This is a genomic window from Okeania sp. SIO2C9, assembly GCF_010672455.1.
Taxonomy (GTDB): domain Bacteria; phylum Cyanobacteriota; class Cyanobacteriia; order Cyanobacteriales; family Microcoleaceae; genus Okeania.
Genome location: NZ_JAAHGO010000044.1, coordinates 59,535 through 77,177 on the forward strand (window position 1 = coordinate 59,535; position 17,643 = coordinate 77,177).

13 protein-coding genes are annotated in these 17,643 nt (G+C 36.9%); all 13 read right to left on the reverse strand.

All coding sequences use genetic code 11. The features are described from left to right. Positions 1–595: 595 nt before the first annotated feature. Positions 596–1,801 carry an AAA family ATPase gene (locus F6K23_RS26715; RefSeq protein ID WP_293161418.1) on the reverse strand — a complete coding sequence of 402 codons (1,206 nt, stop codon included), beginning with the start codon at positions 1,799–1,801 and terminating at the stop codon, positions 596–598. Positions 1,802–2,277: 476 nt separating this feature from the next. Further along, positions 2,278–2,829: an RNA 2'-phosphotransferase gene (locus tag F6K23_RS26720; RefSeq protein WP_293161420.1), complete on the reverse strand. Its 552-nt coding sequence runs from the start codon at positions 2,827–2,829 to the stop codon at positions 2,278–2,280. Between the two features lie 1,027 nt (positions 2,830–3,856). Beyond that, positions 3,857–5,116, reverse strand: a complete 1,260-nt coding sequence (metK, locus tag F6K23_RS26725) for a methionine adenosyltransferase (RefSeq protein WP_293161422.1) — start codon at positions 5,114–5,116, stop codon at positions 3,857–3,859. Between the two features lie 476 nt (positions 5,117–5,592). Beyond that, entirely contained in the window at positions 5,593–6,342 is a 750-nt protein-coding gene (locus F6K23_RS26730) for an HAD family hydrolase (RefSeq protein ID WP_293161424.1), read from the reverse strand. A 163-nt stretch (positions 6,343–6,505) separates the two neighbouring features. Beyond that, positions 6,506–7,750, reverse strand: a complete 1,245-nt coding sequence (locus F6K23_RS26735) for a 30S ribosomal protein S1 (RefSeq protein WP_293161426.1) — start codon at positions 7,748–7,750, stop codon at positions 6,506–6,508. A gap of 1,086 nt (positions 7,751–8,836) precedes the next feature. Beyond that, a complete protein-coding gene (locus tag F6K23_RS26740; RefSeq protein ID WP_293161428.1) occupies positions 8,837–10,144 on the reverse strand; it encodes a transposase in 1,308 nt (435 codons plus the stop codon). Positions 10,145–10,430: 286 nt separating this feature from the next. Next, complete coding sequence (nrdR, locus tag F6K23_RS26745) at positions 10,431–10,988, reverse strand: transcriptional regulator NrdR (protein ID WP_293161430.1); 558 nt, start codon at positions 10,986–10,988, stop codon at positions 10,431–10,433. Positions 10,989–11,153: 165 nt separating this feature from the next. Then, positions 11,154–11,249: a photosystem II reaction center protein T gene (locus F6K23_RS26750; protein ID WP_011613950.1), complete on the reverse strand. Its 96-nt coding sequence runs from the start codon at positions 11,247–11,249 to the stop codon at positions 11,154–11,156. A 183-nt stretch (positions 11,250–11,432) separates the two neighbouring features. After that, positions 11,433–12,959, reverse strand: coding sequence for a photosystem II chlorophyll-binding protein CP47 (gene psbB / locus F6K23_RS26755; RefSeq protein ID WP_293161432.1), 1,527 nt, complete (start codon positions 12,957–12,959; stop codon positions 11,433–11,435). A gap of 631 nt (positions 12,960–13,590) precedes the next feature. Beyond that, on the reverse strand, positions 13,591–13,905 hold the full coding sequence (locus F6K23_RS26760; RefSeq protein WP_293161434.1) for a hypothetical protein: 315 nt from the start codon (positions 13,903–13,905) through the stop codon (positions 13,591–13,593). A gap of 703 nt (positions 13,906–14,608) precedes the next feature. After that, positions 14,609–14,800 (reverse strand): SDR family oxidoreductase, encoded by a 192-nt coding sequence (locus tag F6K23_RS26765; RefSeq protein ID WP_293161436.1) that lies wholly within the window; start codon positions 14,798–14,800, stop codon positions 14,609–14,611. Positions 14,801–15,190: 390 nt separating this feature from the next. After that, the gene (locus tag F6K23_RS26770; RefSeq protein ID WP_293161438.1) at positions 15,191–15,928 is read right to left on the reverse strand and encodes a sulfotransferase family protein; all 738 of its coding nucleotides are present in this window, start codon (positions 15,926–15,928) and stop codon (positions 15,191–15,193) included. A 176-nt stretch (positions 15,929–16,104) separates the two neighbouring features. Next, positions 16,105–17,421, reverse strand: coding sequence for an NAD(P)-dependent oxidoreductase (locus F6K23_RS26775; RefSeq protein ID WP_293161439.1), 1,317 nt, complete (start codon positions 17,419–17,421; stop codon positions 16,105–16,107). Positions 17,422–17,643: the final 222 nt, after the last annotated feature.

The window sequence follows — 17,643 nt, forward strand, 5'->3', positions numbered from 1 at the left end:
ATTATCAAGCTTTTTCAGAAATTCAAAAGTTATGAATATGAAATAGGTAAATAAAAAACATAATAAAAACAAAAATTACTTTGAAAATAGATTTACTACAATAAATATCTTCTGTTTTCTGTATATTTTTGTGACTTCAGGAAATTTTAAAAAAATATTTTATTCAATCTAAAATTTACAAATAGGCAACATCAATTACCTGAAGATTAAGTATTTTTAGAGGTAATTATAATTCAACCTACATTTATTGTTTTTAGTAATTTTCTACTAATACATAGTTATTTGTGACTTAATCAAATACAGATTTTAAATTTTTATACTGAACAAGAAATATTGAAATGGACATTCTAATCTATGATTAATTCTTGCCAATTACAAAAAATCCTATATTTTTTATTATCCAATTTTTATGATTAGTTTACCTATAAATAGCTATAAACTCAATTCTAAGTGTCTTCCTCCACTTTAGAATTATAATTGTAATCTTCAATATATTTTAACAAGCTTTTGTGTATAAACTAAAATCTACATCAAAACTTCATAAATCATACATACTATCTAATCATACATACTATCTTTTGCTTTTTGCGCAAATTTACACAAAGCAGCAAGTAAATTCATACATTAAATCTACTCTACCTTTCCGTAAGATAGCTGGGTCTAGCCTTTCTTTAGTATTACAGGTCATTAAAACAACTAATTTCTGTTTTAGATGAATTCCTGATTCATCTACGACACTTTGATATAAAGTACCATCTAGCAAACTGAGAATATGTTCTGTTTTACTATTAGTTTGTGCAGCTTGAAGCGAGCGGTCTTGAGCTAAATTATCTGCCTCATTAATAATAATGCAAATTTGTTCTAGATATGTTGGTGGTACAAAATTTTCTACTGCATCATGATCTAATATAAAAATTACATAACCTAAAGGAACTAAAACTTCTTTTGCTACTGCTTGAGTCCAAGCTGTTTTACCTGTTCCTGGTTTTCCACTTACTAATACAGCTAATTGATTTTGTTCCAGAATTGCTTGTTGTACTGTGTCAGTAAAATTTTGAATATCTTGAGGAAATGTATCGATCGGAAATTGACTTTGAACTTGTCCTATACGACATTGATAACCACTTACCATCACTGCCATATTATAGGTTGATTTTCTCACAAGTGGAGCTATATCTTTAGCAATTAAACTGTAGTAACGTCTACCTTTATCATAACTTTCTATTTGTAACCAACAAGAATATTTTGACCAGTAACCATATACTGTTCCTAAAGTTTCTAGACTTTGCCAACTGATAAATCTTTCTATCGGATAGTAAAAATTTCTTTCCATGAATGACTGGGTAATTATGTCAGGTTTACCCAATAAATCAAGTATTTTAAAAATAGTAATTTCCTGTAATCTATTGAGAACATATTCAATAGCAATAGTATCTCTAGTAATAGTACGTGTCACAGGTGTTTCTACACTCAATACATCTTGATAACGATAATCTGGAGCTGGAGGTTGAGGAGTTATATAGTCCCAAAATTCATCAAATTCATATCGTGTATTTTCCGAAAAAACATTTAATATATTCGCCCACCAAGCAAATTGATGACGACCCAAAGCATCAGCAAGGTCACTCGCTATATCAAGAGTTTTTTGACTTAGTTCCCAAAGATCGTTAGATAATAAATACCATAGATATTCCAAATCAAAGTCTCGGTGAAGTGGTCGCCAACCAGCTCCTAATAAACCTTTATTTTGAGGATTATTTTGTTGATAATTTTCTTTGCTGTCGAAATATTCTTTTCCCATATTTTGTCAAAAATCTACTTGAAGAAGGAGTCAGGAGTCAGGAGTCAGGAGTCAGGAGGGAAAATTGCTTATTGATTCTAACCCCAAATAATTTTGAACACCGCAGGTGAGATGTGGGGGTATTAAACCTGTGAAAGAAAAGATAAATAAATTCCTTTTGGAAATAGTCTTTATATAATTCAGTATTCAACTTTCATAATTAATTTGATACTTGATTAATTAGAGTTTGTTGATTAAATCTAAAAGTATTTACAGATAAAGGTAAGTGCCTTTTTGGGGTCTTTAAAAAGTGCCTGGTTTTCAGCCTAAAACCCTCAAAAAGTTAGTATTTTAGGCGCATAGTTGGGCAGAAAAATTATTCTTGCAATTCTTACTCCTACCTCCTCTAAGTACCCCTAACTCCTGTCTCCTGTCTCCTGTATCTTGTCTCCTACCCTCACCCATAAGACTTTTTCAGCAAACCCTAATTACTTTGATTATTTTCTCATTATTTGTAAATACTGTGAGGGAACTTCATCAACTAACCAGACATGATTTGCAGAAAAGTAAAATCTATAATCATCTTTGTACATAGCACTCGCATCTACAGTAAATACTGCTGGTTTTCCTTTTCTTTTCCCGACATTTATAGCAGTATTAATATCTTTTGATAAATGAACATGATGTCTCGACATTTTTTGCAGACCAGTCTGTTTAATCAAGTCAACTAAATGATTTCCTGTGCCATGATAAAGTATATTTGGAGGTTTTCTTGCTTCTAGTTGCAAATCAACTGTTAAACTGTGTCCTTGATTAGCACGAATTAAAGTCTTAGTAGAGTCTAAAGAAAAGCGTTTTTTATCATTTTTTTCTACAACCTCATTTAATTCTATCTGAGTTATAGGAAAGTTATGATTCTGAGATGCTTTCAACAGTTCTTCAATGGCAACCCAACCATTGGCATCAAGTTTTATACCTATTTTATCCGGGCGATGTCTCAAAACCCAACTTAGATATTTGCTGATTTTTTCTATACGATAATCATTCATATTATTATGCTTATAATTCGTTATTTTTTCAAAATTAATGTATTTATTTTTACTTGTTCAACTGAGCAAATTAAGATAGTTTATATTGTCTAGCAAATCAAATACAAAAGTAAAATTCAGATTTTATACTACTTTTATATTACATTGCACATACAAAAAGTGTCAAGGATAGGTGAAAATGATATAATCTTTTTGATTCGATGGGGTAAAGTAGTTAGACTTGAAAGCAAGGCAAAATCAATAAAAATTCAAAAGCAGACAGCTAATAGCTGAATACTAATATGATGTCCGTTTAATTAGTAATAAAAAACTTTCTTCTCCTCTAATATCAAATCCGTTTAATTCGGTATAAAAAAATATTCCATCTTCAACCATTACCAAATATTTCTCTCACTCCCCACCTCCCATACTCCCCATCTCCCCATCTCCCCATCTCCCCATCTCCCCATCTCACCATCTCCCCATCTCCCCATCTCCCCATCTCACCATCTAATTACACCGATGCTACCGGATTTGATATAACCTCCTCTGGCCTTCTCTTCCCTGCTAAATCCTAACCCCTAACTCCTGACTCTTGAATTATGACTACTGACTTATAAGGACTCCGTCGTTACTTATACAGTGCTTTTCAAATTGATGAACCACATCTTCACAAGCAAAACTTTGTAGGGACGTTCCATGGAACGTCCCTACTGTGGTCTACCCAAATGAAAACCGCTGTAAGTATTCAAGCGGATATGATTTAATTACTATAAAATAGCAACCAAAAGGAAGTTCTCTTGGTTGCTCAAAATCAGATATTATTTTTGACATCTTCCCGACGTTGCGCTTAGGCAAAAACGCAGGATTCTTAACCATCGCTGATTAGTGCTTTCTGCTTCTAACACACCTGCCTCGAAGGTTTTTACCTCTTTCTGGTCTAAAGGCGCGCTCCACAGTACGTTGCCAATCCGACGGCTCCCCTAGACACTGCTTGCCCTGTGCCGTGCAGACTTAGTTGAGATAATTCAAATTCTATGGACACTTATTACACTCTAGTCGCTAACTGTGGACTAAATGCTTCCTTCAGTAACTCTACTTTATCTGTTTGCTCCCAAGGTAAATCTAAGTCGTTACGCCCTAAGTGACCATAAGCAGCAACATCCTGGTAACAACGGCCACCTCTTTCCGCAGGTAAGTTTCGGAGGTTAAAAGTTTGAATAATTCCTGCTGGACGAAGTTCAAAGTTTTGTTTAACTACTTCTAGCAACTTATCTTCATCTACTTTAGAAGTACCAAAAGTTTCAATCATCATGCTCACAGGTCTTGCTACTCCGATCGCATAACTAATTTGAACTTCACATTTTTCTGCTAAACCTGCTGCCACAATATTTTTTGCTATGTAGCGACAAGCATAAGCTGCGGAACGATCTACCTTCGTAGGATCTTTACCAGAGAAAGCTCCTCCGCCATGACGGGAATAGCCACCATAAGTATCAATTATAATTTTACGCCCTGTAAGACCACAATCTCCCTGTGGACCGCCAATTACAAATTTACCAGTAGGGTTGACAAGGAAACGAGTTTGTGCATCTGGTTTAATATCTATATCTGCAAATATAGGCTCCACAACATATTTCCAGAGGTCTTCTTTAATCTTTGCTTGAATTTCTGATAACTCTGTAATTTCCCCAATTGTAGCGGTGTGTTGGGTAGAAATCAAAATTGTATCAATACCAACAGGACGACCATCTTCATAAGCAATAGTTACCTGACTTTTGCCATCTGGCCGTAAATAAGAAAGTTGACCAGTTTTTCTAACTGCCGCTAGTTGACGACAAACGCGGTGCGCCAAACTGATAGGTAAAGGCATTAATTCAGGAGTTTCATTACAGGCGAAACCAAACATCAACCCTTGGTCTCCTGCACCCACTGCATCAAGTTCTTCGTCACTTAACTGTTCGCGAGTTTCTTGGGCCTTATCTACACCTTGAGCAATGTCTGCAGATTGTTCATCTAAAGCCACTAATACTGAGCAACTATCTGCAGAAAAACCATTTTCTGCGTGAACATAGCCAATATCAGCAATTTTTTTTCTAGCTAGTTCTATGTAATTTACTTGGGCCTTAGTGGTAATTTCACCAGTAATTAGGACTAACCCAGTGTTAACTACTACTTCAGCAGCTACACGACTCTGAGGGTCTTGGGTCAGTAGAGCATCTATAATTGTGTCAGAAATTTGGTCGCAAATTTTATCTGGATGTCCTTCAGTAACAGACTCAGAAGTGAATAAGTAACGACTAGACAATAGTAGTTCCTCCTATATTTTTCCAGGCATTAGCCGTTCAATCAACTTCAGCTTAGGGGGTTAGGTTGTAAAAAATAACTACTTTCTACTATCTGTGAAGTCAGATAATTTTAAACGGCCTCACCTGAGATTATTTTTACTTGTCAATACATTTTCGACCAGAAGCAGAAAATTCTAAATTACTTTTTACAGTCTCTAAGCCAACAGTTGTTTTATACTATAGCAAAATTGGTATGCAAATACACAAATAATTAAACTCGTCGCTTTATGACTAAAAAAAACTGGTAAACCCAAGTCAAGTAAGGATTTCACTACTTCCTATATCAAAAAGTCTGGAATTACTGCTGTGTCTTAATCTGAGCGATTTTTTTCATCTATTTAGCGACAACTATATTAATCTTGTAGCCAATGCTAACTACACAGGAAGTTACTTATTACTTATTACTTATTACTTATTACTTATTACTTATTAATTATTAATTATTAATTGTTGAAAATACTTTGATTTCTTCTAAGTGGGCGATCGCTACATCTGCTGCCTGTAAATATTTAACTTCTGACTTGCCCCAACAAATTCCGATACAACCTGCTGCTCCTGCTTTTTTAGCCATTTCTATATCCATGGGAGAATCTCCCACCATTAATACTTTATCTGGTGTAACTCCCAATTTTTGGCAGGCTTGTAAAAATAGTTCTGGATCTGGTTTACTAGGACCATCATCAACCCCCATTTCTAGTTGTATATAATCGTAAAGTTGATAGTGTTGGACAAAATTGTTTACTGATTTTGTAGAAGCTGCAGATAATATACCCAGCTTTATACCCTTTTCCCAGAGATACTTCAACACTTCCAGACTTCCTGTAAATATAGGAGAAGGTTCAGACTGTGGCAAGATTTTTTCAGCTTCTTCAAAAGTCTCTTTGGCAATAGCTAGTGACTCTAACCATCCTCGACCTGTTTCAGCAATATAAGCTGCTGCTGCAATTTCATTTTCTCGCCTACTTCCAACTGCCATTAATCCTGTGGGGTTAATACTTTGTCCATCAATCCCAAAAGACATTAGTAATGGTTCTCCAATTCCAGGAATTTTAGAGTCGATCAGGCGAGCTAGTTTTTGTCCTAAATTTCTGAGAAACTCTTGGGAGTTTTCCAAAGTGCCATCTTTATCAAAAATTATTGCTTGAATGTCTTGGAATGTTACACTTCGGCAGCTAATATCTACCATTATTTAAAATAGGGAAGAATGTATTTTTGATTATTATTAGAGTTTATTCTGATTGAGAATATTAAGTCAGCAGGATATAGGGAGTAGCTATAAGTTATTGATTTAGTTATTTTCTAACTAATTATTTTACTTACTCCCTATTAACCTACTAACCTCAATTTACTTATTCTACAGCTGCTGCTGATTTTTCTTCATCTTCTGTTGTTTCTGTTGTTGCTTCAACTTCTTCAACTTCAGGCGCTTCTGCTGTTTCTACCGTCGCTTCCACTTCAGGTGCTTCTTCAACTTCAGGTGCTTCTGTTGTTTCTACCGTCGCTTCAACTTCAGGTGCTTCTTCAACTTCAGGTGCTTCTGTTGTTTCTACTGTCCCTTCAACTTCAGGTGCTTCTGTTGTTTCTACTGTCCCTTCCACTTCAGGTGCTTCTGCTGTTTCTACTGTCCCTTCCACTTCTGGCGCTTCTGCTGTTTCTACTGTTGCTTCAACCGTTTCTTCAATTGTCTCTCCCCGTTGTGCAGCCAGCATTTTTTCTCTAAACTTAGCCGCCATTTCTTCTGCTTGGTCATATACCAGTTGTGGATTTTTGACCATGGCCCCTGGTTCTGGTTCTAGTTGCTTAGTTGACAGAGATATCCGTCCTCTGTCAGAATCAAGGTCAATGATCATAACTTTTAGTTCATCATTGACTTTTAGTACGCTACTAGGAGTTTCAATATGGTCGTGAGAAATTTCTGATATGTGCAATAGGCCACTAACACCACCAATATCAATAAAGGCACCATAGGGCTTAATACCACGAACTGCTCCTATAACTACCTCACCTACTTCTAAACGATTCATCTTCCGCTCAACCAAAGCTCGACGATGGCTTAGAACCAGGCGATTACGTTCTTCGTCTACTTCTAAGAATTTCAGAGGCAATTCTTCGTTAAGTAAATCTTCTTTTGGTTTACGCGTACTAATGTGCGAACCAGGAATAAATCCACGCAGTCCTTCTATCCTAACTAAAGCACCACCACGGTTTGTTGCAAATACTTGTGAGCGTACTGTTGCATCTTCAGCTTGTAGTTGTCGGACCCTTTCCCAAGCCCGCATATATTCTATTCGTCGGATGGATAAAGTCAACTGTCCATCTTCATTTTCATCTGTTAAGATAAAAAATTCTCTTGTTTCATTTGACTGTATAACTTCTCCAGGGTTTTCGACCCTATTGATTGACATTTCTTGGATAGGTATATAAGCAGCAGTTTTTGCCCCAATATCAATCAATGCTCCTCTTGGTTCTATGCTAAACACTGTTCCTGCTACAATATCTCCAGGACTAAAGTGATAGTCATATTTATCTAATAAAGCTGCAAAATCTTCGTGAGTAAAGCCAACTTCTTTGGCGGGTGTTTTCAAATTTGTCATGCGTTATAGTTTCTTGGGATTTCTCTCCTTAATGTTTTTTACTTGCCTTGTTGAGACTCTCATCGTTAAATCCCTTGATTATCAGGGGAGATTCTTGCGAAGGCTGGCGCAACGCTACGGCAATACAGATTCTTGGCCTAGGTAACAAATCAAACAAGTCAAGTTGTACCCCCGCGACGATCATCTCCACAAGCTTTTTTGCTCTGTCTTTACACTGAGGTTTCCTCAGTCCAGGCGGTGCGCTTTTCTTGGGCGATGTGCCCCACTGCTATTAACCCTCTACTTCTGATACGGGATTGATGCGCGCTACCGATCAATTAATTAGCTAGTTGAAATTTATCTCACCGCTAAATTAAAAAAAATTATAGCGGGAGCCTTATTTCTAGATTATCTATAGAGCTAAAACCCTAATTTCATTAGAGCGTATATAAATTTAGGCATTCTTGTACCTAGTATTAACTACAAAGCTCTTATACTTCCAGGACATCAGCTTTTAGTGGGACTTTTAGAGTATTTTGGCTAATACTTCTTGCCTGGTTATGGGCTTTCACTTCATTAAATTTAGGTCAGTCTCATTCAGAGTTAAACATAATCTAAAATATTAAAGCCCTCTGGCCTGGTTAAAAATATCACATAGAATATAAATTTTACCCAGTAAAAGCTAACCCTAATCTACTATTATTACTCAAAACAACTTATTTTACCATAAACTTTGATTTTGGTTTTTCATTAACCAATTGTTACCCAAACTCCTGACCCATAGTTTTGTATGTATTTAGGACAAATATCTTGCAGATTATTTAACCCAGTCTCTAATAATTTGGTTTGCTTAAATTACCGAAAAATTAAGGTATAAAGCCTCTCCATTCATGGAGAAAAAAGCGGTCGATCTTCGCAGCTTCCCCGTTGGGTGGGATGGCGAGGCCTCCTCGCCATATCCAATCGACCAAGAGAAGAAACAAATTCCTTTTAACCCAATCCTATCCGTTTTCAAGGAGAGGTAATTCTCAATTCTCAATTCTTGAACTAATTCTTTTCTCTAATTGACATACTCCCGACATCAAGCTGCGCTATGATGCGGGATTCTCATACTTCTATGATTCTACGCTCACAGAGATGACTTAGATTAGCAATATTGCTATCGTTAAACCAGTGGTCAGACTCTCCCGTAGCTTTTGGGTTTCCCCCAGATTCCGAGTGCCCCTCGGTACTGTTAATTAATGCTCCTAGCATTTCTAAGCCTTTAGCCAAAATGTTCCTTGCTGCATTGTGGTCTCTATCAGCAATATAGCCACAATGTGGACATTTGTGAGTCCTAACAGACAAAGATTTCTTCACAGTTTGACCACAATTTGAACAATTTTGGCTGGTGAAATGTGGAGGTACTGCTATGCAAGCAATTCCCTGCAACTTGGCATAATATTCAAGCCAAGTTGTGAACTGATACCAGCTTGCATCAGATATGGATTTTGCTAGATGATGGTTTTTAACTAAATTAGCAATCTTCAAATCTTCATAAACTACCAAATCGTTAGATTGGATTAACGCCCGTGCAGTCTTTATTGCATGGTTTTTACGCTGTCTACTGATTTTGAGATTAGCCTGCGCTAATTGCTTTCTGGCTTTCTGGTAATTGTTTGACTGAGGTTTCTTACCTTTTTCATGGCGACGTGATACTCTTCGTTGTAGTTTCTTTAGTCGTCTTTCTGACTTCCTCAAATATTTAGGATTATCTACAGCTTCACCATTACTATCAGTATAAAAAGCATTTAAACCTAGGTCTATTCCTACTACATTGGCTTCAAAGTTATGAGCTTCTTTTCTTTCTGCATTTACTAAAAATTGACAATAATAACCATCAGCTCGTTTAACAAGTCTTACACGGCTTATTTGCTGTTCTGAATACCAGACTAAATCACGGCTAGTCCATAGTTCAAATACACCAGCTTTAAAACCATCTTTAAACTCAATTTTCTTTCTGTCTGGAGATAGTTTATAACCTGTTATTTTGTACTCTACTGAACGAGTGAATTTTTTGAATTTTGGATAACCTCTCTTGGTGCGCGTTCCCTTGCGACTTTCGTCGTCGCGGGGTCGCACCGCTTTTTTGCCTGGTTTATTCAATCTACAATTTTTATAGAATCGTTGTATTGACTGCCATGCTCTATCGGCTGATGCAAGTCTTGCTTGAGAATTTAACTTTTTTACCCAAGGAAAATTGGTATCTTTTGCTAGTTGTGAACAAAGCTTTTGTAAGTCATTGCGCTTGACATCTTTATTATCTATCCAATAACGCAAGCAACTGTTTCTGATAAATTGACCTGTGAGAATCATTTCATCTAAAACTTTGTACTGATTTTGACTGCCTTTTAATTTGGCCTCAATTACTAGCAAAACTGTTTTTAATTCTTTGACTAAATTATACTATTATAACTAAATTTACCCAAAATGTTTACTAGATAAACTATTAATATTTGTATATAATTATGACATCGAATCATAATTATATACTCACCATTCATCCAGGCGCTAAATTAAAATTATAGCGCTGGCCTTCTGGTGATTCCAGGTAAGCTTCAGGCCACATTAACTTATAGAGCCACTATTCTTTTAACTAATTCAGCTTCAAAATATCAAAATATCTTGAACTTACTTACTGTTATAGTTATCATCATTAAATTTAAGATGAAGTGGCAAAAGAAGCAGGGGTTTCACAATCAATACCATCTGGTTTCGGAGAAATTTCAGAACTTTCTAGGGGAGTAGAATTAAAATCTAAATTATTTTTTTGATTTTGGAGATGATTTAAGGTATCTACAAAATCTCTAATACCTTGAAATTTACGATAAACAGAGGCAAAACGGATATAAGCAACTTCACTAATGTGAACTAATTTACTCAGAACAATTTCACCAATTTCAGCGCTGGTAACTTCTCTCTGGGATCTACCCTGTAGTTCAACTTCAATTTCATCTACGAGAGCTTCAAGTTCAGCAGGTTCAATACCAGTTTTTTCACAGGAGCGGACAATACCTCGGAGTAACTTCAACTTGTCAAAAGACTCTTTCTTACCGTCCTTTTTAATCACTGTTACTGTAACAAACTCTATTCTTTCATAAGTCGTGAAACGATGCTGACAGTCCAAACATTCCCGTCGGCGTCGGATACTCTTACCAGATTCAGCTGAACGCGACTCTAGAACACGACTATTTGTATGTTGGCACACTGGACATCGCATACTTTAAATTTCTCAGACATAAGTTTCAGACATGAATATTTTAGCCTAAATTAGGCCAATAATAACTTATTTAAAGATTAGAATAAATGAGTACTGGGTTAAGAACTCAGCACTCATTTTTCATAAAAAAAGCAATTTATTTGATAATCAACCGATCAAAACTAATTACTTTCCAATTCTGGGAGGATCGCGGAAGGCGATCGCAAAAAATATCACACCCAAGGCCAAAGCCAATACTAATATATAAGCTGCACTTTCCATAAGGGAATTTCCTGAAGATCCAGTTCTATATTAGTTTACCAGCTGAACGTAAATAAAAGTCCAACGAAAATACTTTGTAACTTTTATCAAAGTAGTCGTTGGACTTTTATCAAAAATTTGAAGATGAGAGATACCTAGTTGTCTTAGTGGTTTACCTTTATTATTTGTTAAACCACAGTCGCTTTAGGTTTCCTTCCTACGAGTACTTAGGTCACCCAATTTCTGGAATAGACCAAACTCTACTTGTTCCTCTAGGTCTGGGTCAATACCTGCGAATACGTCGCGGAACAATGTCCGACATCCGTGCCAAATATGACCGAAGAAGAATAGCAAAGCAAAACAAGCATGGCCATAAGTAAACCATCCACGAGTGCTAGTCCGGAACACACCGTCAGAGCCTAAAGTTTCTTGGTCAAACTCAAAAGGTTCACCTATCTGAGCTTTACGAGCATACTTCTTAACATCTGTCGCTTTAGTAAACGTTTGACCATTAAGTTCACCGCCTAAGAAGCTAACTGTTACGCCCTTCTCCTCAAAACTATATTTTGATTCTGAACGACGGAAAGGAATATCAGCCTTGACTACACCATCAGCATTGGTCAAGATAACTGGGAAAGTTTCAAAGAAGTTTGGTAGACGACGCACAAATAATTCCTCGCCATCCTTATCCTTAAATACTGGATGACCAAGCCAACCTTGAGCAAGACCATCACCATCATTCATTGGGCCAACACGGAAAAGACCACCTTTGGCAGGACTATTGCCGACATAGTCGTAGAAAGCCAATTTTTCAGGAATAGTTGACCAAGCTTCTGAAGCAGTTTTACCTGCTGTTATTTCAGATTGAACGCGACGATCAATTTCTTCCTGGAAGTAACCGTTATCCCATTGATAACGAGTAGGGCCAAATAATTCTATCGGGGTAGCCGCACTGCCGTACCACATTGTGCCAGCGACAACAAAGGCTGCAAAGAAAACTGCTGCAATACTGCTAGAGAGGACTGTTTCAATGTTACCCATCCGCAAGGCTCTGTAGAGACGTTCTGGTGGTCTTACAGATAGGTGGAACAAACCAGCAATAATTCCCACAATTCCAGCAGCAATGTGGTGGGCGACAATGCCACCAGCATTAAATGGGTTAAATCCTTCCGGCCCCCAAGCTGGGGCCACTGGTTGAATAGAACCCGTTAATCCATAGGGGTCTGACACCCACATTCCTGGACCAAATACTCCTGTTAAATGGAAGGCTCCAAAGCCAAAACAGAGTAAACCAGATAAGAATAAGTGAATACCAAACATTTTTGGTAGGTCTAGAGCAGGTTCTCCGGTACGTTGGTCAAAGAATAGCTCTAAGTCCCAAAAAACCCAGTGCCATACAGCAGCTAGGAACAGCAGACCAGAAAGAACAATATGAGCTGCTGCTACACCTTCAAAAGACCAGAAGCCAGGGTTAGTAGCTGCTTCTCCAGTAACACTCCAGCCACCCCAAGATTGGGTAACACCTAGACGTGCCATAAATGGCATGACAAACATTCCTTGACGCCACATTGGGTTCAGGACTGGATCGCTAGGATCAAAGATTGCTAGTTCATAAAGGGCCATTGAGCCAGCCCAACCTGCTACTAGAGCAGTGTGCATTAGATGCACGGAAATTAGTCGTCCTGGATCATTCAGAACAACTGTGTGTACTCGATACCAAGGTAGTCCCATTGACTACACTCCCTCCTAAATTAAGTTATGTCTATTCTGAAAGCTTTTTTTCTTTTGTTTGTTATGCCCTTGCCTAAAATTGTCCTAGTTTTAGTCCAATTGTCAAGATAGTTATGGACAACATGGCCAATCTTATCAGATAGGAGCATAAAAATTAAAACTATTTCAAGAATTGTTTGAAACTCTCACCGTTAAACTAAAGATTATAACGGGAGATTCTTGTTTTGCTGGCGCAAAGCTACGCTAACACAGATTCTCGGGCTAGATAACAAATCAAATAAACTGAGTTGCACCCCCGCTACTACCATCTCAACAAGCTTTTCTTGCTCCGTCTTTACGCTGAGGGGACCTCAGCGCAGGCGGTGCGCTTTTATTCAACCGTGTGCCCCACGGCTATCGATCAGATTATAACGCCAAAAATGTCTGCGCGTATTGCTCAATGATTTTTCTGGTTGAAATTCATCTCACCGTTAAATAAGTGCGATTATAACGGCTCGAACTCTTTGTTTCAACATTTATGATTAACTTTTTAAGTTAATAGCAAGCAAACATTACAAAAGGAAAAAGTTGATGATTAAGATTAATATGTTAGTTAGATCGACTTTTGACTTGAAGTTCAAGCCTAATGACTTTAGCTAATTTGACAGATGGCTGAGGTAGTACAAAGATATTCCAAGACTTTTTCAGAATTAATCAAGCGAGTCAACACTACATTGCCAATATTCTGATTAGAAGCAGACTTTTGGGCTTCAGCAGTGGGATAAATCTCTACCATCAATACTGCATCTTCGACTCGATGCAGCCACATTGTTTCATTTTGATCCAAAATACAAAGATTCATTTTTTCAATATCTGGTGCTCGTCTCCAAGCTGTTTCACTCCAGAGACCACCGACACTCCAAACTCTACCTACGGCCCACCCCTCTGATAAGAAGAAGTATTTCACAGACTTTAAAAAAAATAAACTTGAGTAATTTATCAGAAAGTGTATCAAAGATTAAGACAATCTTTATCTATTTGAAAAAATGGTAGTCCTGGTCGCGTAATTGTATACAGGAAAAAGGAATATCTGGCACAGGAGCAAGATGCTCCCACTGCGGCCTCTGTTCAACAATATAATTATTAATAATTAATAATTACCTCTCCTTGAAAAGAAGAGGATTGACTAAAAGGAAAAATTTTTCTTCACAGGAGTCGATTGGATATGGCGAGGAGACCTCGCCATCCCTCGACCGCTTTTTTCTCCTTAAAAGGAGAGGCTTTTTACCTTAATTATTCGGTAAAAAATAATGACAATACACGACCAATGAAAATGTACCACCACCTAAAAAATAATAGAATTCTTCATTCCTACATCATAAATTCAAATGCAGTGGAAGTAGCTCGCAGTGTTCTAGATTTGATATCGTCAGGACTTACGCAAATTGACTGTTAAACCACCATCTGTAGGGGGGAATGGTATTCGCCATCTGTAGGGGCAAATACCATTCCCCCTCACCATAAGTAGAGTCTCTGCGTAAGTCCTGATCGTGAGAAACTTACCATTATTCATGTAGCAATTAGAGCGATCATCACAAGGGAAAAACTCATTTCTATCACCTGTTTTCCAACTGACAAATACTTCAACATTGCTATCAATCCAATTTTTTTCACCACAGGGAACCTGCTGATATTGTTATATCCTCCATTGTAATACCCAATGCCTCATCACGACAAAGGAAAGCTGCTAGTTCGCCAACTTCTTGTGGTTGTATAATTCTCTTCTGAGGATAGCTATACTTGATTTCCTCTAAGTATTCAGCAGCAGTTCGACCTTCAATTTTAACAAGTCGTCCGATCATCCCTTCAGCTAATAAAGATGTAGTAGTTATGACGATTGAAGATTTTTTTTATGTCCAATTCCTCCAGATTTGATATTAAAGATTAGTCCTCTTTAAAGCGTGGAAAAAGCTCCTTTCTAACTGCTGACTCCCGATAAAATAATTATACTCAGCAACGCCCTAATCTTCTATTACCAAAAAATGAGGGTATGTGCCTCCCCTTTTAAGGGGATGAAAAAAATATTTAGTTCAGTATTTCAAGCCTCCGACTTCAGTCGGAGGTTCACTGATAACTGATAACTGAAATGACCTATTCCTTAAAATCCTAAAATTTTGTGCCTCATTAACTCGAAAACTGCTGTAATAATATAGAGATAAAATCAATTAGTTAGTATTTAGAGGGAAAAATTGTTATTCAATCCGCAGTCGATATTCGTAAAGTTTTTGGTAGTAAGGCAAACAAAATTCATAGGCTTTCTTTAGGTGTTCATTATCTTCAATCCTCACATAATCTTTTTTTTCTCTTTCTTTAAATCCTTGACTAGATAATACATAATTATGCCATCCACCTTCCCATTGATTAATTTTAGGTTGAGGTTCAGCTTTCCATTCTAGAGCTTTTTCAATAAATGGTATGCCTATAACATAACAATAGGCTTCAACAGTTGCTTTGGGCTTTTTTACTAAATCATCCGAATCAATTACTACTGGAAGTTTTCCACTAATTTCTTGAGCCATTTCAAACAGCTTATATAGTTGAGCATATCCAGTTTCTTCTAAGGTAAAATCAGACCAATTGTTAAAAAGAGATGGCAACATTTTTTCTGGATGTCTAATCAGAAAACTATTATTAAAATTAGACAAAAACTCTTGATTAGCTACAGGTGCAACCTGGTAACTCATATCTTTAATAAAAACTGGCTGCTTTTCATTTTCTTGCTTTAATCTTTCCAAAATACAACTAAAATTGTATTGGGGGTCTGGTTCTATATCTGGATAACGAGTAGTATTACAACGTTCTTCAGAGTAGTAAAAAGATTTTCCAAAAGGTTCGTCATCTACGAAAAAATCTCCTCTTTCCCGCATCATACGCTCAAATGCAGTGGAAGTTGAGCGTGGTACTGCCCACAAAGCTAATATTTTTTTCATTTTTTAACATCCTGCTTAGTTTACTTTAGTTTACAGCGGTTTTTATTTCAGTAGACCACATTAGAGACGTTCGATGGAACATCCCTACAGCGCGCGTGATTATGACGATGTGGTTCATCAGTATGAACAGAGCTGAATCTCTCAATTTTGTTATTTATGAAATCCCTTTGCTTATATCATTTTTCTAACAGAGCAATTATCTTATTGATTGTGGGAATCTTTACTTTTTGATCGAAGTTATAGTCTTTAAATTTTGTGACTATTCTATCATTAGGTTGATAGGAATTTTCATTGTCAGACACCCAACTACTTCCACAACCCCAGCGAATAACGTCAACTAATAAGTCTTGGGTTAATCCCATATTCTGACCTAATTGATAAGACTCCTGTAAAATGAGGTAATTGATATATGCCATAAACTCTGTCAGAGTTTGAGAAATTTTTTCTAGGTTATCTTGTAATTTCTGCTTAGGTCTGTCATAGTTGAATTGATAGGGGTGAGGTTTGACCCGACCCAAAGCATCCTTAACAAATTCACCTGAATAAACATAGTTTCGATCTAAACCGTAGGGGGAAGGTGCTGTAAATCCAGGTATTCTCAAATCTAAGTTATTCTCATCTTCAACTAATTTAGCCACAATGATGTAATTATCTGAAGATTTATATTTCTCCCCAACTTGCCGATATCTCGCTTCAATGATTTTCCCTAAAGGTAGAGAAACATTTAATTCCTCAGCTAATTTTAGGGTTAAATCAGTATCCTTAACTGCAATTTCTAAACTACAGGAATGGTCGTAACTGCCATCAAAGATAAATGGAGAAATTTGTTCTGCTGCAAAACTATTACCTTGGGATGCTTTGATAAATTCCCACATCCAATCTAAGGGGATATCATGCTTTTTAGCAATCACCAACACTTCTCCCAAGATAACTATACCAGTATAACAAAGTAAGTTAGTCAAGAGCTTAACAGCTTGTGCTTCGCCAATTTTATTCATAACGAAGAAGGATATTTTGCCTATGCCATTCAAAACTTCCTGACTAATGTCAAACCCCTCTCGATCTCCACTAACATAAAAACTGATGTTACCAAAATCTACCCCCATGTGAGATAAATTACTCACGGGAGCTTCTAGACTATAAATACCTTTTTTCTTGGCTTCCTTAGCAATATACTGGGTATTATGATAATCTGTGGTTGAAAAATCAATCCACGTTGAGCCACTTTTCATTCCAGTCAAAGCCCCATTTTCCCCTAACATATTCTCTGTAACATGATGGGGTAAAGGTAGATTGGTGATCACAATATCAGCATCTTGAGCAACTTCTTTTGGACTATTACACCAAACTGCTCCAGCTTCAATTACTGTTTTAGCTGCTTTTGGATATTTATCATAAACTTGCACACGATACCCTAATTCTAGAAGTCTAAGAATCATGGGTCGTCCCATATAACCTGTTCCAATATAAGCAACTGCACTCTTGTTTTTCATCTAAATTTTTTCTCTACAAAATAGAAAATATTCGCTAACTTTAAAACTATTTGTTAAGTAAGTCAAGATCTAGATCTATCTCATGATTAAATAACGTTAAACTAAGCAAACCCATTTCCGGTTGCCCTTTATAGGGTCTGCTCGTCTTCAGAACCGGACGTGAGACTTTCACCTCCAAATCGGCTCCTCTCCTAAACGCCCCTTGTCATGGGTACATCCTTA